This is a genomic window from Saccharothrix sp. CCNWYY140 (assembly GCF_037401995.1).
Classification (GTDB): Bacteria; Actinomycetota; Actinomycetes; order Mycobacteriales; family Pseudonocardiaceae; genus Actinosynnema.
Window position 1 is genome coordinate 1 of the sequence record NZ_JBBEGC010000122.1, and the last position, 21,737, is coordinate 21,737.

The window sequence follows — 21,737 nt, forward strand, 5'->3', positions numbered from 1 at the left end:
ACCGAGGCCCTCCACTTGTAGGTAACACCTACCGCGCGCTCCGCGCGCGAAGACCGCGCTGCGCGCGCCGAAGAGCTCACGGCTCAGGTGACCAGCAGCCCGACCACGCACGTGTCGTCGTCGGTGTTGGAGTCGCTGCCGTCCAACAAGTCGTCCAGCCGATCCTCCAACGTCCCCTCGAACCGCGCCGACACCGCCAACAACCGCTCCATGCACTCGTCCAACGGCACATCCCGCCGCTCGATCAACCCGTCGGTGTAGAACAGCAGCGTGTCCCCCGGCTCCAACTGCACCTCGCCCTGCTCATAAGTCCCCTCCGCCAGCGCCCCCAGCAGCACCCCACCGAGCAGCGGCAACGCAGTCGCCCGCCCGGACCGCACCAACACAGGGGCCGGGTGTCCAGCGCGTGCCCATCGCAGCACCCGCGTGTCCGGGTCATAAACGCCGCACACCGCCGTTGCCAGGATGTGGTCGGTCAGGTGGTGGGCCACCAGGTTCAGCCACGCCAGCATCTGGCCCGGACCCGCGCCGGTCGCCGCCAGGCCGCGCAATGCGTTGCGCAGCACCACCATCCCGGTTGCGGCCTTGATGCCGTGGCCGGTGATGTCGCCTACCGACAGCAGGATCTGCTTGGAGGGCAGCACCACCGCGTCGTACCAGTCGCCGCCCACGACGTGCACGCCGCCGCTGGGGCGGTACCGCACCGCGATGCGCAGGCCGAACGCCTCGATGGACGGCTCGGCGGCGGGCATGATCGCCTGCTGCAACTGCACGGTCAGCCGTTGTTGCTCCGCCACGTGCTGTTCGGTGTCGGCCAAGCGGTCGCGGGTGGCGGACAGGGCGACCTCGGTCCAGTGCTGTGCCGAGATGTCCTGGAACGCGCCGCGCACCGCCAGCAGGTGCCCGGCCGGGTCCAGCACCGGTTCGGCCACCACCCGGATGTGTCGGGCCACCCCGTCGGGGCGCAGCAGCCGGAACGACGCCGACCCGGCCCGCCGGTAGCGCAGGACCGTTCGCAGGAACCGCTCGATCGCGGGCACGTCGTCCTCGTGCGCGTGTTCGGCCAGTCGGGCCAGCGGTACCGGGTCCGCGCCCTCCGCCAGCCCGTACAGCGCGTACAGCTGCCTGCTCCAGGTGATCTCGCCGGAGGCGATGTTCTCCTCGAACCCGCCGACCCGGCCCAGGCGCTGGGCGTGCTGCAACAGCGTCGCCAACCTTGCGGTCTCGTCCTCGACGCGCCACACCACCAGCACGGCGTCGCCGTGGCGGCTGATGCTGATGGCGGCGACCACGGTGAGCGGCACCTGGTCCACCAGTTCGGTGAAGGTCATCCGGTCGGTGCGGAACGTCTCGCCGGTCGCGTAGACGTGCTCGACCTTCTCGAACAGGTGGCCGGCGCCCGCCATCGGGTAGGCCTCCAGCAGCAGCGCCCCGGACACCAAGCCGCGCGGACGGCCGGTCAAGTCGACGAACGCCGGGTTCAGGTGCGCGATGCGGAAGTCCACCAGCGCGCCGGTGTCGTCCAGGTGCGGGCGCAGCACGAGCGCCGAGTCGAACAGCCCATCGGCCAGCGACGCCAACTCGGTCGCGTCGGGACGGGCGCCGGACGCGGCCAGGGCGTCGGCGTCCAGCGCGTGCCCGCACAACTCCGCCAGCGCGTCCAACTGCCGGTGCACGGGCTGCGGCTGGGGTTCCAGCGGACGCGGCCAGCACACCTCCAGCACGCCCAGCAGCCGCCCACCGGTCACCGTGGGCAGCACGGCCCGGCCACCGGACGGTCCCACCGAGGGCAGCCCGGACGTCGCCAGGTCGTCGATCCACACCGGCTCCCGCTCGATCAACGCCCGCCGCGCCGGGGTCGCCACACCCGGCGGCACGTACCGCCACCGGCTCGCCTCGGCCGCGCCGATGCCCGCGAAACCTGCGAGGGTGAGGGACGAGTCCGTGGCGGCCGACCAGATCGCCACCGCGGTCGCGCCCAGCGGACCAGCCGCGTGCGCCAGCACCGACTCGGCGACCCGTTGCGTGTCACCACCGGCCAAGACCGCGCTCTCGGCCGTGCGCAGCCGCACTGCCACCAACCGCTCGTCGGCCGTACCCCGCCGCACCGCCGCCAACCGCTCGTCGGCCGTACCCCGCCGCACCGCCGCCAACCGCTCGTCGGCGGCGCCCGGCCGCACCGCCGCCGACCGCTCGTCGGTCGTGCGCACCAGGAACTCGCCGACCGCCTCGGTGACCCGGTCCTGCGCGGCCTGGTTCACCAGTTCCGCCGCCAGCTCCAGCGGGGTCACCGACGCCTGCCGCGCCAGCGTCTCCAGCTGACGTGCGGCCTGCGCCGGACCGCAGCGCAGCCGCTCCACCAGCACGCCCTTGGCCAGCTCGACCAGGGCGCGCCCGTCGGCGGCGGCGTTGGCCTCCTGGATCTCGCGGCGCAGCCGTTCGACGGTCGCGGCCAGCCTGCTGACCGGTGTCGCGCTCACGCGTCCAGCCAGTGCTTCACGCAGGCCACCAGGGCGTCGGCGTCGACCGGCTTGGTGACGTAGTCGTTCGCGCCCGAGGCCAGGCTCTTCTCCCGGTCGCCCAGCATCGCCTTGGCGGTGACGGCGATGATCGGCAGCGACGTGTACTCGGGCATGTCCCGGATCGCCGCCGTGGCCGCGTAGCCGTCCATCTCGGGCATCATCACGTCCATCAGCACCAGGTCGACCTGCGGGTGGCTGCGGAGGGTGTCGATGCCCTCGCGGCCGTTCTCGGCGTGCAGCACGTGCACCCCGTGCAGTTCGAGGATGCTGCTGAGCGCGAACAGGTTGCGGGCGTCGTCGTCCACGATCAGCACGGTCCGGCCGGCGAGGCTGCCGTCCACCGGGCGCGGCTCGGGCGCCACGGGGTCCTCGCGGCGCACCAGCGGCAGCACGTCGCCGGGCGCCTCGGCGCTCAGGTGCAGCGCGATGCGCTCGCGCAGCTCGTCCAGGCTGGACAGCAGTTCCAGCGGCTGCGGGCCGGTGCGCGCCTGGAGCAGCCGTTCCTGCTCCGGGTCCAGCCGCCGGTTGTTGTGCGCCAGCACCGGCACGCCGCGCAGGGCCGCGTCGCCGTCCATCGTCTCCAGCAGCCGCAGAGCGGCGCCGCCGGGCATGTCCAACTCCAGCACCACGCAGTGGAACGCCTCGGCGGCCAGCGCGGACGCGGCCTCCTCCGCGCCGATCGCGGTCACCACCTGCACCGGGCCGCGCTGGTCGTGGCTGTCGGTCAGGTCGGCCACGGCGCTGCCCGCTACCAGGGACAGCAGGCCCTGCGGGCGTTCCTCGACCACGAGCAGCCGCCGCTGGTGGGTCTGCGGCGCGGGCGCGGGCTCGACGGTCTCGGGGACGCTGTCGGCGTGGTGCGGCGCGGTCTCCTCGAAGTCCGGCCGGGCCACCGGCAGGTAGAGGGTGAACGTGCTGCCCTGGCCCGGGGTGCTCTCGGCGGTGATCGCGCCGCCGAGCAGGTAGGCGATCTCGCGGCTGATCGACAGGCCCAGGCCGGTGCCGCCGTACTTGCGGCTGGTGGTGCCGTCGGCCTGCTGGAACGCGCCGAAGATCGACTCCAGCTGCTGCTCGGCGATGCCGATGCCGGTGTCGACCACCCGGAACGCCAGCGCCGGGCCGTGCCGCCGGACGGTCGTGGGCGGCTCGTCCGCGCCCGCCGGTTCGATGCGCAGTTCGACGCTGCCGGTCTCGGTGAACTTCACCGCGTTGGACAGCAGGTTGCGCAGCACCTGGCGCAGCCGCGAGTCGTCGGTGAGCAGGTCGGCCGGGACGCCCGGCGCGGTGGTGACCCGGAACCCGAGGCTCTTCTGCGTGGTCATCGGGCGGAAGGTGACCTCGACGTAGTCCAGCAGCCGGCGCAGCGGCACCCGCTCCGGGCTGACGTCCATCTTGCCCGCCTCCACCTTGGACAGGTCGAGGATGTCGTTGATCAGCTGCAACAGGTCCGAGCCGGCGGAGTGGATGATGCCCGCGTACTCCACCTGCTTGGGCGTGAGGTTGCGGGTCGGGTTCTGCGCCAGCAGCTGGGCCAGGATGAGCAGGCTGTTGAGCGGGGTGCGCAGCTCGTGGCTCATGTTGGCCAGGAACTCCGACTTGTACTTCGACGCGAGCGCGAGCTGCTGGGCGCGGGCCTCCAGCTCCTGGCTGGCCAGCTCGATCTCCAGGTTCTTGGCCTCGATGTCGCGGTTCTGGCTGGCCAGCAGCGCCGCCTTGTCCTCCAGCTCGGCGTTGGAGGCCTGCAACTCCTCCTGGCGCGCCTGGAGTTCCTCGGAGCGGGCCTGGAGTTCCTCGGCCAGGCGCTGGGACTCGGTGAGCAGCTCGTCGGTGCGGGCGTTGGCGATGATGGTGTTGACGTTGACCCCGACGGTCTCCATCAGCTGGTCGAGGAAGTCGCGGTGGATGCGGGTGAACCGGTGCACCGAGGCCAGCTCGATCACCCCCAGCACCTGGTCCTCCACCACGATCGGCAGCACCAGCAGGTTCACCGGCGCGGTCTGGCCCAGGCCGGAGGTGATGGTCAGGTAGTCGCCGGGCACGTCGTCGACGGTGATCGGGCGGCGGCTGCGGGCGGCCTGGCCGACCAGCGACTGGCCGAAGGTGAACCGGGACGGCCGCCCCGGCTGCTCGGGGCCGCCGTAGGAGCCGATCAGCCGCAGCTCCGCGGTGTCGGCGGTGTCGTCGGCCAGGTAGAACGCGCCGTACTGGGCGGAGACCAGCGGGGTCAGCTCGTCCATCACCAGCTCGGCCACCACCTCCAGGTCCCGGCGGCCCTGCATGAGGCCGGAGATGCGGGCCAGGTTGGTCTTGAGCCAGTCCTGGTCGCGGTTGGCGCGGGTGGTCTCGCGCAGCGACTCCACCATCGAGTTGATGTTGTCCTTCAGCTCGGCGACCTCGCCGGAGGCCTCGACCGTGATGGACCGGGTCAGGTCGCCCTCGGCGACCGCGCTGGTGACCTCGGCGATGGCCCGCACCTGGCGGGTCAGGTTGCCGGCCAGCTCGTTGACGTTCTCGGTGAGCCGCTTCCAGGTGCCCGAGACGCCCTCGACCTCGGCCTGACCGCCCAGGCGGCCCTCCGAGCCCACCTCGCGGGCCACGCGGGTGACCTCCGCGGCGAACGCGGACAGCTGGTCGACCATCGTGTTGATGGTGGTCTTGAGCTCCAGGATCTCGCCGCGCGCGTCGACGTCGATCTTGCGGGTCAGGTCGCCCTGCGCGACGGCGGTGGTGACCTGGGCGATGTTGCGGACCTGGTTGGTCAGGTTGTTCGCCATGAAGTTGACGTTGTCGGTCAGGTCCTTCCACGTGCCCGCCACGTTCGGCACGCGCGCCTGACCACCGAGGATGCCCTCCGTGCCGACCTCGCGGGCCACGCGGGTGACCTCGTCGGCGAACGCGGAGAGCGTGTCGACCATCGTGTTGATCACGCCGGCCAGCGCGGCGACCTCGCCCTTGGCCTCGACGGTGATCTTCTGGCTCAGGTCGCCGCGGGCCACCGCCGTCGCGACCTGGGCGATCGAGCGCACCTGGCCGGTCAGGTTGGAGGCCATGACGTTGACGTTGTCGGTCAGGTCCTTCCACGTGCCCGACACGCCCCGCACGGTGGCCTGGCCGCCCAGGTTGCCCTCGGTGCCGACCTCGCGGGAGACGCGGGTGACCTCGTCGGCGAACGCCGAGAGCTGGTCCACCATCGTGTTGATGGTCTCCTTCAGCTCCAGGATCTCGCCGCGGGCGTCCACGCGGATCTTCTGGGACAGGTCGCCGCGCGCGACCGCCGTGGTGACCTGGGCGATGCTGCGGACCTGGGCGGTGAGGTTGTCGGCCATAACGTTGACCGACTCGGTGAGGTCCTTCCAGGTGCCGGAGACGCCCTTGACGTCGGCCTGGCCGCCCAGCCGGCCTTCGGTGCCGACCTCACGGGCCACGCGGGTGACTTCGTCGGCGAAGGCGGACAGCTGGTCCACCATCGTGTTGATGGTGTTCTTCAACTCCAGGATCTCGCCGCGCGCCGTCACCGTGATCTTCTGCGACAGGTCGCCGCGCGCCACCGCCGTCGCGACTTGGGCGATGCTGCGGACCTGCGCGGTCAGGTTGCCCGCCATGAAGTTCACCGAGTCGGTGAGGTCGCGCCAGGTGCCCGAGACGCCCTTGACGTCCGCCTGGCCGCCCAGCGCGCCTTCAGTGCCGACCTCGCGCGCCACGCGCGTGACCTCGTCGGCGAACGCGGAAAGCTGGTCCACCATCGTGTTGATGGTGTTCTTCAGTTCGAGGATCTCGCCGCGCGCGTTGACCGTGATCTTCTGCGACAGGTCGCCCCGGGCCACCGCCGTCGCCACCTGCGCGATGTCGCGCACCTGGTCGGTGAGGTTGCCGGCCATGAAGTTCACCGAGTCGGTGAGGTCGCGCCAGGTGCCGGCCACGCCGGGGACCTGGGCCTGACCGCCCAGCCGACCTTCGCTGCCGACCTCGCGCGCGACTCTGGTCACCTCGTCGGCGAAGGAGGAGAGCTGGTCGACCATCGTGTTGACGGTCTCCTTCAGCTCCAGGATCTCGCCGCGCGCGTCCACGTCGATCTTCTGCGACAGGTCGCCGCGCGCGACCGCCGTCGCCACCTGCGCGATGTCGCGGACCTGGCTGGTCAGGTTGCCCGCCATCGCGTTGACCGAGTCGGTCAGGTCGGCCCACGTGCCCGACACGCCCGGGACCTGCGCCTGGCCGCCCAGCACGCCGTCGGTGCCGACCTCGCGCGCGACCCGGGTGACCTCGGAGGTGAACAGCGAGAGCTGGTCGACCATGCCGTTGAAAACGGTGGCGATCTCGCCGAGCAGGCCGTCGGCCTCTTCCGGGAGCCGGGTCCCGAAGTCGCCGTCGCGCACCGCGGTCAGGCCCGCGAGCAGCTGGCGCAGCTCGACCTGGTCGCCCTTGCCCCGGGCAGTGCGCGTAGCCGCCTCTGTCATCTCCACCCTCGTTCCGTCCGCAGGCCGGCAGGAACGGCTCGCGGGACGGGGGGTGGGCATGGGGAGTCAGCGCAGTCCCCGCGGCACGGGCCAACCGTCCTGGAGCCGGTCACACGGGATGCTGCGCTGCTGAACATCCACTTCGCGCAGACTCTACGGCACGCGCGTCGGGCGGATCACGCCACGGTGCCCCTCACAGTCCACAAAGGACTACGGCGAACGGCCCGTCCGCCGCGATCCCGGGTCGGGATCGTCGCGGACGGGCCGCATCGACCGGTTTCCTGCGGTGGATCCAGCGATCAGCGATCAGTCGTCCGAGTCGGCGTGGGAGTACGTCTGCTCGTAGTAGGCGCCCTCGTCACTGGCGAAGGCGACCTGGTTGTAGTAGGTCGCACTGGCCCCGTCGTCGCCGCCGCCGTCACCCCAGTCGTCACCGGCCCACGAGGTGGTACTGAACGCGCCCGCCCCGTTCGGACCCGCCGCCGCGGCTTCCTCGTGGAAGAACGCGTTCCCGTCGTCGGCGAAGGCGAGCACGGAGTGCGACGCGGCGCCGTTGGGACCGGCCCACGCGGCGTCGTGCGCGTACAGCGCGTCAGCGGAAGCCAGGCCCGCGCCGCCGATGAGGAGGGGCGCGGACAGGGCGCCGGCGGTGATCAGGCGGTGGAAGGTACGCATGGGAAAAACCTCCATCTGTAAGGGACTTGCGTTCCCATGATGGACACCGGCGCGACGACACGCCGTGCAGTTACCCCATTGTGTAAGGCGGTCCCACGATGACTGTGTGTAACCCGCGTGGCGGTGACCCAGCGTGAGGTTTGAACCGGGGTGGCAGGGTCTCGTCCAGGGGACGACCACCCGGTCATGGTGTTCGGCGGTGAACGGCCCGGCGCACCGCCCACGCCACCGCCGCGCCCAGGGCCAGCCCGCCCAGGACGTCCGACGGCCAGTGCACGCGGGTCCGCACCCGGCTGTAGGCCACGACCGCGACCAGCGGCGCGACCGCCGCCCCGGCCCGCGGGTTCTCCGCCGCCACCGCCGTGCCGAACGCCGCCGCGGTCACCGCGTGCTTGGACGGGAACGACGACGAGTCCGGCCGCTCGGGAAGCGCGCGCCGCGCCGGCAGCCGGCCCGCCGGCGGACGCCGCCGCGACAGCACCGCGCCCAGCAGGTGCCCCAACGGCAACGCCACCCCGGCCGCGACGAGCCCGCGCACCGCCGCCCGCCGCTGCCCCACACCCGCCAGCACGCACGCCACCGGCACCCAGACGGCACCGCCCCGGGCCGCGAGGCTCACCGCCACCACCCACTCCGGCGGCCGGGACACCGGCATGGCCGCGCTGTCGCGCAGCGAGTCACGGTCCCACTCGGCCACTTCGTCCACGGGATCACCGGTCATGGCCGGGACCTACCCGTTCCGGCCCGTCGGCAAGCCCACACGCGTCAGCAGGCCCGCACCGTCAGCAGGCCCGCACCGTCAGCAGGCCCGCAGTCTGTCCCGCAGGGTTCGGGCGACCTGCGCCATCAGCGCCTCCGCGCCCGGCTGCACGACGGCGGGCACGCGGGACTCCGTCATCGCCGCCACGGCATAGGCCTGGCCGTCGGCGTGCTCGACCACGCCCACCTCGTGCCGCAGGTTCAGCAGCGTGCCGGTCTTGGACGACCACCGGGTCGCGTCGGACATGAAGTCCGGGGCCAGCCGGTGGCGCAGCACGTTGTCCCGCATGAGCTGCCGGACCCGCGCGGCGACCTCCGGGTCGATCGTCGCCGGCCGCCACAGGCCCTGGAGGAGGTCGACGAACGCGCGTGCCGAACCGGCGTTGGCCAGGCTGATGTCCAGCTGCGGCACCGGGTGTCCGCGCCCCTGCGTGGCAGCCGTGATGGCCAGCGAGTGCGCCAGGTGCGTCTCCGTGGGCGCGAACCGCTCCGCCGGGGTGTCCACCAGGTCCTGCATGAGGTGGCGCACCGCGATGCCGTCGTAGCCCAACCGGCGCAGCTCGGCGGTCACGGCGGCGGGCGGGGTGAGGTCGAACAGGGCGTCGGCGGCCACGCTGTCGCTCAGGGACGTGCTCAGGTAGAGCAGGTCGTCCACCGCGATCGTGGCGGGGTGGCGGAACTTGCTCAGGCCGGTCGGCCCGGGGATCGTGCTGCGGCCCGGCGCCACCTCGACGCGCGCGGCCGGGTCGAGTTCGCCGCGCCGGACGCGTTCCAGCGTGGCCACCGCGAGCGGCACCTTGACCAGCGACGCCACCGGGTACTCCAGGTCGGGGTCCAGGCCCAGTTCGTCGCCGCTGTCCAGGTCGCGGACCAGGAACGACCCGCGCAGGCCGCCCTCGTCCAGCGCCGCCCGCAGGTCGCGCAGCACCCCGGTGGTCACGACGCGCCCAGGCAGGGGCCGACCAGCGGCAGCGCGCGCACGCGCTGGGCGTCCTCGCGGGACCGGGCCGTGACGTCGTAGCCGCGCGCGAGCGCCAGTTCGCCGATCGGGCGCCAGTGCAGCCCGAGGTCGTCGGCCTGCGCGGGCGAGCACAGCAGCAGGTCGGTCGAGGCGAGCACCTCGGCGGTGGCCGCGACCAGCGACGTCGTCACGGCGACCTGCGCGGGTTGCAGCCCCACCGCGTCGCCCAGCCGGGTGATGCGGTCGCGGACGTGCGGCACGTCGTCCTCCCCTTCGATCCAGATCCGGCGGCGGCGCGCGCCCCGGTCGGCCCGGCCCGCCCGCAGCGTCTCGACGTGGACGGCGGTGACCGGGCCCGGGTCGTCCCGGCCGGCCAGTCCCAGCGGCACCCGCCACACCCCGTCGTCGGGCGGCACCGCGACCAGCGCCGCCCGCACCTCCAGCGTCCGGGCCAGTTCCGCGCGCCGCGCCGGCGGGGCCGGGTGCAGGTCCAGCGTGAGGTCGCGGCCACGGGCGTCGGCGACCAGCCGGGCCAGCGGGCGCGCCGGGCTGGTCAGCGGCACGGCCAGCCGGAACGGCCGCAACCGGGCCTGTTCGGCGTCGTGCTCCAGCGCCTCGGCCAACTCCACCAGCCGCCGCGCCGAGGGCAGCACCTCCCGCCCGAACGGCGTCAACGCGACGCTGCGCGAGGACCGGGTGAGCAGCCGCGCGCCGAAGTGCTTCTCCAGCGCCGCGATCCGCCTGCTGGCCACCGACTGCGGGATGCGCGCCGCCGCGGCCCCGGCCGTGAAACTGCCGTACCCGCTGACCGACACGAACGCCTTGCACGCCGCCACCACGTCCACCAGCTCACCCTATGCCGGATCGGCATCGATCTGCCCACTCCCGTCTTGGACGGCATACACGAGGACTTGTCACCCTGGTCGGGTGCCTCACCGACTGACCCGCCGCACCTTCCTCGGCGCGGCCCTGCTCCCCTTGACCGCCTGCACCACCCCACCACCCAGCCAGCCGCCGCCCTCGTCCACTTCGACCCCCACCACCACATCGGCCCCTCAGCACCACGAGGCCCTGACGGCGTTGGAGCAGAAGTACGGGGCCCGACTGGGTGTCTACGCACTGGCCACCAGCTCCGGCGCCACCGTCGCCCACCGCGCCGACGAGCGCTTCGCGTTCTGCTCGACCTTCAAGGGCCTCGCGGCAGCCGCCGTCCTGCACCGCAACCCGCTGTCCCACCTGGACACGCTCGTGACCTACACCGAGCAGGACCTGATGAAGAGTTCCACCATCACCAGGCAGCACGTGTCCACCGGCATGACCATCCGCGACCTGTGCGACGCCGCCGTCCGCTACAGCGACGGCACCGCCGGCAACCTCCTGCTCCGCGACCTGGGCGGCCCGGCCGAACTGACCGCGTTCACCCGAACGCTGGGCGACCAGGTGACCCGCATGGACCGCGTGGAACCGGACATCACCTCGGCCACCCCCGGCGACCCCCGCGACACCACGTCCCCGCGCGCCATCGGCACCGACTACCACGACCTGGTCCTCGGTGACGCCCTGGAAGCCGACAAACGGGCGTTCCTCACCGATCTCCTGAAACGCAACACCACAGGCAACCGCCGCATCCGCGCGGGCGTACCCACCACGTGGACCGTCGCGGACAAGACCGGCACGGGGAACTACGGCACCCTGAACGACATGGCCATCACCTGGCCACCCGGGACCGCTCCCCTGGTCATCGCCCTCATGTCCGACAAACCGACCCCCGACGCCCGCTACGACGAAGCACTGTTGGCGGAAGCCTCGACCTACGTAGCCGAAACCCTCACATGACCCTCCGCACAGCCATCCTGCTGATCACCGTCCTCCTGCTGTCCGCCGGGACCGCCGTGGCCCTGGGCGCCACCGGCAGGCTGCCCGTCTACGACAGACAGCCGGGGCGACCGTTGGCGATCCGGGAGGAGGTGCCGGGTCCGCCCACGGGTCCGGTGTGCGCATTGGACAACCGGTACGTCGACGAGTCCCCGGAGGGCCTGCACCCGGAGGTCCTGGCGGCATGGCACACGCTCACCTCCACGGCCGCCGCGCAGAACGTCAAGCTGTGCCTGAACGACGGCAAGCGCAGCAACGCCCAGCAGCGAGCCGAGTTCGAGGAGGCCGTGCGCAAGTTCGGCACGGAGGAGTTGGCCGCGAAGTACGTGCTGCCGCCGGAGAAGTCGCAGCACGTCCGGGGGCGCGCGGTGGACATCCAGCCGCACGCTTCAGCGCTGTGGGTGGAGCAGAACGCGGCGGGACTGGGCTGGTGCCGCCGCTACGACAACGAGTACTGGCACTTCGAGTACGACCCGACCTACGCCACCGCCGGGTGCCCGCCCTTGCTCCCCAGCGCCACCGGCAGCTGATCTTCGAGACCGGGAGTCCTTCACTCCCTCCACCACGGTTCGGTGTAGCGGACGTCCGACCACGTGTCGGTCCTGGGCTTCGGGTTGATGATCTCCGTGATGCGGGCCGGCACATGGGCTTCGTCGTGCAGACGTCCCAGGCGGTCGCGCGCGGTGGCGGCCACCCGTGCCGGGACCACGCCCAGCTTCGCCGTCGTGGTGCGTTTCGGGTTGTGGCGGGCCGCCTCGCCGTTGTCGTGGGTCACGAGCATCGCCACACCGGTGGTGTACCTGGTCAGGTCGACCAGGGAGTCGCCGTCCAGGAAGTACACTTCGCCGCCGATGTTCACCGCGTTGAACACGTGTGCGCCGTCCGAGTCGCCCGAGCGGGTGCCGTGGACGATGGCGCGGGCTCCTTCGCCCAGCTCCCGCAGGCGGGCCACCACGTCGTTCGTCGTGGCCACCGGTTGGAAGGTCGCGCCGGGGTGGCCGACGGCCGCCGCGATGCGGTCGGCCCAACCCTCGCGGTCGGTGAGGCGGGCCAAGGTTCGGGGCGAGGTCAGCGGTTCGGCTCGGCCGCTGCTCAGGTGCCGCTCGGTCAACACCGCGCGCACCTGGCTGTGCTCGGCCGCGGCGACCGCCGTGCCCAGGTGCGGCAGGACCCGCGCGAGCCGGTCCGGCGAGGAGGTCGCCTCGTGGACGCCGTCCAGCAGGTGCGCGACGGCCAGTGGACGGTCCGGGGACAGTGCGTTGTACCGGTGGATGGCGGCGATCAGCTCGTCGCGCGCGGCGATCTCCGGCCTGGTCTGGCCGGTCCGCTCGGCCCACGCGGCCATCCGGTCGACCCGGTTGGCCGCGTCGACGACCTCCACCAGCTCCGCCAGCCGTCCGGGCAGCGTGGAGGCACGACCCGGCTCGGCGAGCGCCTCGCGGTAGGCGTCGTGGGCCGCCTTGGCGGACAGGCCCGCTGGGGACGGGCTCTCCGAGGGCGGAGGCGGTTTCAGCAGGTTCTGGAGTCGGTCCAGCAGGCCGGTCGGCTTCCACCAGGGGCTGGCGTCCGGCGGGGTGATGTCCTCCAGCACGCGCACGACGAACTGCTCCACTGCCCGTGCCCGAGCTTGGGCGGCGGCGTTCTTGCGGGCGTCGGCGACGGTGGCGGCGGCGTCCTCGGCGTCGAGTTCCGCACCCTTGAACAGCCGGTCCACCAGCGGGGCCACCGCTTCGCCGGCAGCGGAACCGGCGTAGCGGCCCACCACGCCCGGGATGCCGAGGAGACCGGCGACCAGCGCGGTGACGCCCAGACCCGCGCCGCCGGTGGCCAGGCCGCCGGCCATCGTCCACCGCGACGAGCGCCCCGAGGGCCGGTCGGCCTCCTCGCGCGGCTCGACGGCGGTCCGCCGCAACAGCTCCGCGACCACCGCCGGGTCGGCGAGCCCGGCCAGCACCTCCTGGGCCGCGTGGTGGGTCAGGATCGCGTGCACCACCCCCCGGCGCAGGTCGTGCAGGCGGTCCTCCTTCACCGACTGGTCGTGGACGCGGCGCTCCTCCTTGGCGTCCTGGTCGCGCAGGTGCACCCGACCACCCAGCACACCGCCCGCCAGCGCACCCACGACGTTGCGCATCACGCCCAGCACCAGCAGTTCCTGGAACGCGGTCAGGATCTCCGCCGGCCGCGTCGGGTCCGCGACGTCCGCCGTGCCGCGCGGGACCAGCCGCGAGACGGTCTGCGCCGACCCCTCGCCCGCGTCGCGCAGCACGAAGGGCGCGGTGCCGGCCGGGTCGTGCGCCCCGGTGCCGAACCGGCGGGCGGCGGCCTGTTCGGCGAGCCCGAGCAGGGTGCCGACGAGGTCCGCGATCTCCTGCTCGTGGTCGGCGACCTCCTGCGCGCCCTGCTCCAGCCGGACCGTGGCGCGGGCGACCTTGTCGTTCTGCTTGTATGCGGTCAGAACAGCCTGCACGGACGGCACGACCACCGCCGGCGCCCAGTTGAGGGCGAGCAGGCCGAGGGTGGCCAGCGGGTCGACCAGCGGGAACGTGGCTCCCAGCGCAGCGGTCCCGGCCAACGCCCCCGTCACGTACCGCACCGCGTACGGCTTCCACCCCACATGCTTGACCTGCTCTTCCGCCGTCTCTTCTGATGGCGTCTCGACCGGTGCCGGCGGTTGCCCCGTCTTGACCGGTTTGCCGGTGCGCAGCGCCTCCGCCAGATCCGCCCACCGCTGGAGCAACGGCCCGAACAGCTCCTCCCGCCGCGCGTCCACCTCGGCGGCCACCCGCGTCTCCACCGGCTTGCGCGCCGCCGCCGTCGCGGTGTTCTCCCGCACGGCCACGTCCGGGTCGACCAGCCCGTACCCCACCGACCGCGCGACCGCGGCGAGCACGATCGCCGCCGCGACCTGCCACGACGAGAACGCCGTGACCAGGCTGAACCCGCCCGCCCCCAGACTGCCCGCGACCGCCCGGTACGCGACGTAGGCCGCCCGGCCGGGGATGTCGGACGGCGGGGGCGCGAACCGCCGCACCACCTCGCGCATCCGTTCACTCGGCAACGCCGCCAGCCGCCGCTCCGCCCCGTCCTGCCGGGGGTCGAGGCCCATGTCCTCGATCAACGCGCGCAACGACCGGCGCAGCGGCCTGCGTTGGAACGGCAGCGTCGGACCGTCCAGCGCGGCGGCGTGGGCGAGCAGGCGCGCGGCACGGCCGTGGTCGGCGGGGCTCAGCGTCGGGTCGCCGGTGGTGTCGTCGGGAGCGCGGGGCGTCCCGGTCGGCTCGGGCGTGGCGACGGTGTCGCGGTGCAGGAAGTCCGTGGTGTCGCGGGGTGTGCCGGACAGCTCGGCCGCGGCGGCGGCCACAGCGTGCGCGACGGCGATGGGAATCGCGTCGTAGGAGGCCCGTTCGGACACGACGACCTCGACCGACCCGCGCGCCCGGTCCACGGTGTACCGCGCCACCTGGTCACCGGACAGCTCGCCGGCGCGGACGCTCGCGGTGAATTCGTTGCCCAACGGACCGGTGACGAGGTATTCGGACCCAGGCGGCTTCTGCACCGCCCGCATCCCGGCTTCCAGGTCGACCCGCGCCATCGCGGCGTGCGCGGCGGCGTGCACCCCGGCCCAGTTCGCGTCCGACCGCTGCGGCATCGCATCCGACACCGGAAGATCCACCGGCGGAAGCCCCACCGGCTCGTCAACCACCCGAGCGACCCGCTCGCCGAACACCCGCCCCTGCGCCTCACTCATCCCGGCAACAACCTCACCCAGCGACCGCCCACCGGTCCCAGGCACCACCCCGGCCGCAATCCCCTTCAACACGGACGCCACGGAACTCCCACCCACCACGGCAACCAGATCGGGCACCGCGAACTGCACCCCCCGCGGCAACCCGGCCCAAGCCTCCCGAACCTCCCCCGCCAACCCCTCCCACACCGCACCCAACCGCCGCGCAAAACTCCCCTCCACCGCCCGCACCACACCCTCCGCCGACGCTGGGCCGGGTGCCGCCGAGGTTTCGGGCACGGGCGCAGAGTCGGGTGCTCGCGTCAGGTCGGGGGTCTGCTCCGCAGGGCGGGTCGGCGGCGCGGGGCGGGTCGGCGGGGCGGGCTCTGCCAGCGGCGCACGCTCGCCCTGCGGCGCAGGGCGGGCCGGCAGCGCACGCTCGGCCAGCGGCTCGGGCTCGGCCAGCCGCCCGGGCTCGGCTGGCGGCGCGGGCTCGGCTGGCGGCGCGGGGCGGGTCGGCGGCGCAGGGTTGGCAGTCGGCGCCAGGTCTGCTGGCGGCGCGGGCTCGGGGGTGGGGCTTGTTCGTTGGGCGGGATTGCCGGTGGGGCGTTGGGCGACGACGGTGAACAGGGAGAAGCCGTGGTGGTGCAGGACCGCGTCCGCACCGCTCGCGATCAGCCCGTCCGCCGCCTCCTGCCCCAACTCGTTCGTGAACAGCGCGACGACCTTGGCGTCCGGCCCGGCAAGCGCCCGCTGAGCCGCGATCTGCTCGGTCACGTCGTCGTATGTACTGGACTCCGCCCCGAACCACCGCAGGTCCTTGGACTCGAACCACACCTCCGTCCCGTCCGCCAACACCCCGTGGATGTCGATGTCGGTGTCCGCCTTGGTCGCACCCGGCACCGGCTCCAGCAGCCCGGTGATCCTCAACCCCGGCAAGCCCAACTGGTCCAGCAGCACAGGGTGCAGCTCGGCCAACGCCACCGCCGCGTCGACCTGTGCCAGCAACCCCAGGACGTTGGTCGCGTCACCGTCCAGTTGAGACCGTTTGACGTTGCCCCGCCCCTCCTGCACCTTGCGCGCGTTGCCCAGGTAGTTCGCCAGGGTCTTGCGTGCCGCCGACACGTCGACGTCGTGGTTCTCCAGCGCCTCCAACCGGTCCAGCAGCAGCGCGATGTCCTCCGCCTCGGCGAGCATCCCCTTGCCGGGGTTGGCACCCACCTCGGCCAACTCCTCCGGCGTCATACCCTTCTTGCGCGCCGCCGCACCCTTCCCGGACACACTGCCGGCGAGCTTCTCCCCGAACGCCCGACTCTCCGCCTCACCCATCCCCGCGACGATCTCGCCCAACGACCTCCCCGGATCGCCCGGCACCACCGAGGACGCGATGTTCCTGACCCGGTGCAGAATGGCGTTCGGGTTCGCATTCGCCCCAGCCAGCGCCACGACCGCCTGCCGCGCATCAACCGGCAACCCGCCCCACACCGCCTGCACCTGGCCCGGAACCCGATCCCAGACCGCCTCCACCTCCGGCGACACCCCGCGCGACAACTCCCGCGCCGACTCCGGCACAGCCTCCGACACCGCTTCCGCCGCGGACTCCGGCGCCGCCTCCGACACCGCCTCCGAAGACCCCTCCCCTACCGCGTCCGGAGACCGCTCCGGTGCCGTCCCGGACGACCCCTCCTGCGCCGCCTCCGACGCCCCCTCCGACGACCGTTCTTGTGCCACCCCCGACGACTTCGGTGCCGGCTCGGCCTTCCCGCTGCCCTCTCGACCCACCGGTTCGTCCACTGTGGACCCAGCGTTGCCCTCGCGACCCCCGGTGAACTCGCCCGCCGGCCCCGTAGGCGCGACCGACCGCCCCGAGGCCCGCTCCACCCCAGCCGACCCGCCGACCTCCGCCCCAGCCGACCCGGCGGCCTCCGCCCCACTCTCCCCCTGCCGCCCACCCCCCGCCCCGGTCTCGACCGCAGCCGTCCCCGAGCTCGTAGCGGACGAATCCCCCTGCCACGGTGTCGGGTCGCCGCCCGGCGGTGGCCCGGACGGCGGACCGCCCGGATCGCCCGACAACCCCGGCGAGGGCGCACCGGACAGGTTCGGCTGCGCCCCGACCGCCTGCCCGACCTGCGACGCGGCCAGCGACCCGTTGGCCCGGAACGCGCCCATCCGCCCCGCCGTCACGCCGTTGTCCTCGATCGCCGTCCCGTACGCGCCGAGGTCGTCGAGCCTGCCGAACTCGCCGTCCGCGATGTTCTGCGCCGCCAGGCTCGCCACGGGCGAGGTCACCGCGTTCAAGCCGCCGCCGGTCAAGCCGGCGACCACGTGCTGTCCCAGACCGCTCTTGACCGGCAGCTTCGAGATCGCCTTGCCCGGCCCGAACCCCAGCGCCCCGCCGATCGCGCCGGCGCCGGTGTCGGTGAGCACCCGTTTGGTGTCGAACCCGTCGGGGTTGTAGCCGGCGGCCATGCTGCCCAGCTGCGTCCCGGCCGAGATGACGAACTCCTCGCCGGCCTCCTTGCCCAGCTCGATCCCCAGGTCCAGCGCGACCCGCCCGGCCGCCGCGGTCCGGGTCCGCGCGCCCAGGTTCAGCGCGGACAGCGTGATGCGCTTGAGCACGTTCGACGCGACCTTGCGCACGAACATCCCCGCGATCGCCCCGCCGCCGGTGAACGCCAGCGCGAAGGCCGCCGCGTTGATCAGCATCTCGATCCGCGTGGCCAGCCGCTGCTTGTAGACCTCCTCGGCGTAGTCGTCGCAGGCGTCGGCGATCTTGCGCATCTCGGCGACCAGTGCGTCGATCCCGCCCTCGCCGGTGCTGTGCGCGCCGGTGTGGAACTTCGACGACGACGACTTGAACTCGAATCCGGCCCCGTCCGGCCACGCGTCGAACACGGCCCCGGTGATCCGCACGCCGGACTGCACGGCCTCGTCGAGCCGGTCGGCCGCCGCGCGCCACGCCCGGGCCAGCGCGCGGGCGTCCTCGGGCTCGTCCGGCGGGTACGCCTGCTCGCCGCCGATGAGTGCGCACACCCGGTCGAACAGGTTGCCGGCGAGGCCCACGAGCTTCGGCCCGACGTCGCTGAACGGCAGCCGCGGGACAGGCATCCCCATGTCGCGTCAGGGCTTGTAGAGCCGTGCCGCGGCGGCGTCGGCTTCCCGGTACTTGCGCACGGAGCCGTCGCCGGCGTCGGCCAGTTCCCGGTACCCCTTCACGACGTCGTCGGCGTACTGGCCGAGCGTGGCCGCCCACGTGTCGTAGGAGGCCTTGAACTCCCGGCCCATCGGCCCTTTGCCCAGCTTGCCGGCCGACTCCTGGATGCTCGTGCGCAGCGCCGCCCACTGCCGGCCGAAGTTCTCACCGGTGGCGCGCAGTTGTCCCAGCTCGCGCGCGGTGGCGTCGATGTCCATGTCGACCGCGCCGTCGTGGTTGTGGTCGAAGCCCACGGGTCACCTCCGGTCCAGTTCGCGCAGCAACGGGTCGAACCGCAGGTCTGCGGACTCCGGCGTGGCGTCGGCGGGCAGGAACGCGGCGGCGATCTCGACGCCCTGCTCCTGGGCGCCGCGCGCGGCCCGCCGGACCGTCTCGGCGATGGTGCGCGCGAGCGCCTCCGAGTCCGGCTGCCGGTAGATCCGCGGGTCCAGCCACAGGTCGACCAGCTCACCCCCGCCACCGACGGTCACCCCGACCATCCCATCGGGTGATTCGGCGGTCGCCCGGACCTCCGCCAACCGCCGTCGCACGACGCGGACTTCCTCGGCGAGCTGCTCGTAGTCGGAGATGATCCCCAACTCCCGCAACGTCTCGTCCACCCCGCCCCCTCTCCCGGTGCCTGCCCGCACCAGTGTCGGGCGCGCGGAACCCATCGCCCGCCGCATGGCCGGTTGCGGCCACCCGACAGCCCGTGCCGCCCCGCGACAGCCGGTCAGAAGTCGACCAGTTCGACGCTCACCCTCGTCACATCACCCGCCTCCAACGATTCCGCCTTGCGCACCGCCTTCTTGACCGGCAGCACGTAACACCCCTTCCCGCTGTCCGGGAAGATCGACGTCGACCACGTCGTCGCCCCCACCACGACCCGCACGCGCACCGACCCGAACCCCCGGCGCGCGCCGCCGACCAGCTCGCGGATGTCCTCGGAGGCCTCCACGGGCAGGCTCACGAACGTCCAGCTGTCGTCCCGGCGCGCGTCCCAGAGCCACAGCTCGGCGTCGAATTCGATGACCACGACCGTGAGGATCGCACGGGGCACCGACAATTCCCGACGAGCGAGCCCGGACGGCAGCGTTTACCGTGACTGTCCAAGCTGGACGATGCATCGGGAAGCGGGGTGACCGGTGGACGCCTCACGCTGGTTGCCGGCCGTCGCCGTGGCAGCGCTCGTGCTGGGCGGGTGCGGCAGCGGCGAGGAGAGCACCGCCCCGTCCGTCACCGGCGACCCGCCCTCCAGCGCCCAGACGACCACCCCCACCGCGGATCCCGCGACCACCGCGCTGGCCCAGGCCGCCGTCCTGACGCCGGCCGACCTGGGCGGGCCGTGGACGGTGTTCCGCCCGGAGTCCGCGGCGGAGGTGCTCGCCCCCGGCGACTGCGGGTACGACTCGGCGTACGCGAAGCTCCCCCTGTCGGCCCGGCACGTCGGCCCGCAACTCCAGCGGGGTGAGGCGAAGTGGTACGTCTCGTCGGCCGCCGCGGTGTTCCCGGACGAGGCGGGCGCCAAGGAGTGGGTGGAGATCCGCAAGTCCGGCGAGTACGTCGAGTGCCGCCGGGCGGCGCTGGAGAAGGAGCAGAAGGACGCCGGTGACCAGCGCCTGTCGGTGAAGACGGCCGAGACCACCGGACCGGGCCTGGGGCAGAACGGGTACGAGGGCTACGTGCGCTACCAGCTGCACGCCGACACCGGCGGCGGCGTCCAGCCCGCGAACGGCTCGTTCTCCCGCCACACGTATCGCGTGGGGCGGACCGTGATCTCCGTGTCGGTGGACGTGGTCAGCGGCCAGTCCGACCCGCCCGAACTGGCCGACCAGGTCGCGAACGAGATCACCAAGGGCCTGACCGCCGCTTACGCGCGCGTCGGCTAGGTACCCAGCGCGGCTAGGTCCCCAGCGGCTAGGTCCCCAGCAGCAGGTCGGGCATCCGGTCCAACGCCCGCTTGAACGGTCCGCCGTCGCCGAACAGGCGCCCGTAGACGAGACCGCCCTCCGCCCAGGCGAATGCGTCCTCGGCCGCCGCCCGCGCCTCTTCCGGCGCCCGACCGGCCCGACAGGCGGCGTCGGCCATCGCGGAGATCCACACCTCCGCCACCTGCGCCGCCCGTTGTCGCACGGCGTCGGGCGCGCCGCTCAGCGGCAGGGTGTCCAGCACGCACGAGAGCAGGCCGCCGCCGTAGAACTCGCTGATCCGCTCCGCCGTCCGCACGATGCCCGACCGGGGGTCGGGGTCGGTGCGCAGGGGTTCCAGCAGCTCGTCGAACAGGCGCTCGACGCGGGCCAGCACGGCCTCCGCCATCTGCGCCTTGCCGTCGGGGAACCGGTGGTAGAGCGAGGCCCGCTTCAGACCGGTGGACTCGGCCAGTGCGCCCAGGGACGCGCCTTCGTAGCCGGTGGTGCGGAAGACCTCCGCAAGCCGGTCGTAGAGCTCGTCGTCGTGGACCGTCGGTGGACGCGCCATACCCACCATGTTTACCGAACGAACGGTCAAGACGCAACGTCCTCTTCGTCACGTTGCTTTACCGATCGTTCGGTAATAGCTTCGTTCCTGTCAGCCGAGCCACCCGCTCCACCAGCTCCGCGAAGGGGAACGCCATGCCGTACATCAAGGTCGGCCAGGAGAACACCGCCGACATCAACCTCCACTACACCGACCGCGGCACCGGCCAGCCGGTCGTCCTGATCCACGGCTACCCGCTGTCGGGTGCGTCCTGGGAGAAGCAGGAACAGGCACTGCTCGACGCCGGCCACCGCGTCATCACCTACGACCGCCGCGGCTTCGGCAAGTCCAGCCAGCCCAGCGTCGGCTACGACTACGACACCTTCGCCGACGACCTGCACACCGTCCTGACCACACTGGACCTGACAGACGTCGTCCTGGTCGGCTTCTCGATGGGCACCGGCGAGGTCGGCCGCTACCTGTCCCGCCACGGCGCGGACCGAGTCGCGAAGGCCGCGTTCCTGGCGTCCCTGGAACCCTTCCTGCTCAAGACGGACGACAACCCCGGCGGCGTCGACGCTTCTGTGTTCGAAGGCATCGAGGCAGCCGCCAAGACCGACCGCTACGCGTGGTTCGACCAGTTCTACGCCGACTTCTACAACCTCGACGAGAACCTGGGCACCCGCATCAGCGAGGCCGCTGTCCGCACCAGCTACGCCATCGCAGCGGGCGCGGGTGCCAAGGCCTCGTGGGCCGTGGTGCAGAGCTGGCTGACCGACTTCCGAGCGGACATCCCGAAGATCGCGGAGACCGGCGTCCCGACGTTGATCGTGCACGGCACTGGGGACCGGATCCTGCCGGTGGACGCCAGTGGCCGGGAGTTCGCCAGGCTGCTGCCGAGCGCGGAGTACGTGGAGATCGAGGGCGCGCCTCACGGGTTCTTGTGGACCCACGGCGACGAGATCTCCCAGCTCCTGGTCAAGTTCCTGGCCGCGTAGCACCCCGAACAGCACCTACCGCCGCTTTTCGGCGCGCGAAGCGCGGTCTTCGCGCGCGGAGCGCGCGGTAGGTGTTACCTACAAGTGGAGGGCCTCGGTTCCCCCACCGTATGGCC

At 72.7% G+C, this 21,737-nt stretch carries 15 protein-coding genes; 4 read left to right on the plus strand and 11 right to left on the minus strand.

What is annotated here, in order from left to right; translation table 11 throughout:
• Positions 1–83: 83 nt before the first annotated feature.
• The 6 genes from WBN91_RS32630 to WBN91_RS32655 form a co-directional block, all read right to left on the minus strand.
• Entirely contained in the window at positions 84–2,480 is a 2,397-nt protein-coding gene (locus tag WBN91_RS32630; RefSeq protein WP_337728126.1) for a SpoIIE family protein phosphatase, read from the minus strand.
• On the minus strand, positions 2,477–6,979 hold the full coding sequence (locus WBN91_RS32635; RefSeq protein ID WP_337728127.1) for a HAMP domain-containing protein: 4,503 nt from the start codon (positions 6,977–6,979) through the stop codon (positions 2,477–2,479). Before WBN91_RS32635 ends, WBN91_RS32630 begins: the two co-directional genes overlap by 4 nt.
• A 306-nt stretch (positions 6,980–7,285) precedes the next feature.
• Positions 7,286–7,654: a hypothetical protein gene (locus WBN91_RS32640; RefSeq protein WP_337728128.1), complete on the minus strand. Its 369-nt coding sequence runs from the start codon at positions 7,652–7,654 to the stop codon at positions 7,286–7,288.
• A 184-nt stretch (positions 7,655–7,838) separates the two neighbouring features.
• Positions 7,839–8,375, minus strand: a complete 537-nt coding sequence (locus tag WBN91_RS32645; protein WP_337728129.1) for a phosphatase PAP2 family protein — start codon at positions 8,373–8,375, stop codon at positions 7,839–7,841.
• Between the two features lie 78 nt (positions 8,376–8,453).
• Complete coding sequence (locus WBN91_RS32650; RefSeq protein ID WP_337728130.1) at positions 8,454–9,353, minus strand: serine hydrolase; 900 nt, start codon at positions 9,351–9,353, stop codon at positions 8,454–8,456.
• The gene (locus tag WBN91_RS32655; protein WP_337728131.1) at positions 9,350–10,219 is read right to left on the minus strand and encodes a LysR family transcriptional regulator; all 870 of its coding nucleotides are present in this window, start codon (positions 10,217–10,219) and stop codon (positions 9,350–9,352) included. Before WBN91_RS32655 ends, WBN91_RS32650 begins: the two co-directional genes overlap by 4 nt.
• Positions 10,220–10,301: 82 nt before the next feature.
• Between WBN91_RS32655 and bla the strand changes: the two genes are divergently transcribed.
• Both bla and WBN91_RS32665 read left to right on the plus strand, forming a co-directional pair.
• Positions 10,302–11,210 carry a class A beta-lactamase gene (gene bla, locus WBN91_RS32660; RefSeq protein WP_337728132.1) on the plus strand — a complete coding sequence of 303 codons (909 nt, stop codon included), beginning with the start codon at positions 10,302–10,304 and terminating at the stop codon, positions 11,208–11,210.
• Positions 11,207–11,779 carry a D-alanyl-D-alanine carboxypeptidase family protein gene (locus tag WBN91_RS32665; RefSeq protein ID WP_337728133.1) on the plus strand — a complete coding sequence of 191 codons (573 nt, stop codon included), beginning with the start codon at positions 11,207–11,209 and terminating at the stop codon, positions 11,777–11,779. The genes bla and WBN91_RS32665 overlap by 4 nt, the downstream gene beginning before the upstream one ends.
• A 20-nt stretch (positions 11,780–11,799) precedes the next feature.
• Here WBN91_RS32665 and WBN91_RS32670 read toward each other — a convergent pair whose 3' ends face one another.
• The 4 genes from WBN91_RS32670 to WBN91_RS32685 form a co-directional block, all read right to left on the minus strand.
• On the minus strand, positions 11,800–18,087 hold the full coding sequence (locus tag WBN91_RS32670; RefSeq protein ID WP_337728134.1) for a WXG100-like domain-containing protein: 6,288 nt from the start codon (positions 18,085–18,087) through the stop codon (positions 11,800–11,802).
• 6 nt (positions 18,088–18,093) lie between these two features.
• On the minus strand, positions 18,094–18,420 hold the full coding sequence (locus WBN91_RS32675) for a hypothetical protein (RefSeq protein WP_337728135.1): 327 nt from the start codon (positions 18,418–18,420) through the stop codon (positions 18,094–18,096).
• Positions 18,421–18,423: 3 nt separating this feature from the next.
• Positions 18,424–18,786 (minus strand): YbaB/EbfC family nucleoid-associated protein, encoded by a 363-nt coding sequence (locus WBN91_RS32680; RefSeq protein ID WP_337728136.1) that lies wholly within the window; start codon positions 18,784–18,786, stop codon positions 18,424–18,426.
• Between the two features lie 113 nt (positions 18,787–18,899).
• Positions 18,900–19,202, minus strand: coding sequence for a DUF1905 domain-containing protein (locus tag WBN91_RS32685; RefSeq protein WP_337728137.1), 303 nt, complete (start codon positions 19,200–19,202; stop codon positions 18,900–18,902).
• 109 nt (positions 19,203–19,311) lie between these two features.
• Here WBN91_RS32685 and WBN91_RS32690 point away from each other — a divergent pair, with 109 nt between their 5' ends.
• Positions 19,312–20,055 carry a hypothetical protein gene (locus tag WBN91_RS32690; protein WP_337728138.1) on the plus strand — a complete coding sequence of 248 codons (744 nt, stop codon included), beginning with the start codon at positions 19,312–19,314 and terminating at the stop codon, positions 20,053–20,055.
• Between the two features lie 28 nt (positions 20,056–20,083).
• Here the strand turns inward: WBN91_RS32690 and WBN91_RS32695 are convergent, their stop codons facing one another.
• A complete protein-coding gene (locus tag WBN91_RS32695; protein WP_337728139.1) occupies positions 20,084–20,644 on the minus strand; it encodes a TetR/AcrR family transcriptional regulator in 561 nt (186 codons plus the stop codon).
• A gap of 134 nt (positions 20,645–20,778) precedes the next feature.
• Between WBN91_RS32695 and WBN91_RS32700 the strand changes: the two genes are divergently transcribed.
• On the plus strand, positions 20,779–21,621 hold the full coding sequence (locus WBN91_RS32700) for an alpha/beta fold hydrolase (RefSeq protein WP_337728140.1): 843 nt from the start codon (positions 20,779–20,781) through the stop codon (positions 21,619–21,621).
• The last annotated feature ends 116 nt before the right edge of the window (positions 21,622–21,737 follow it).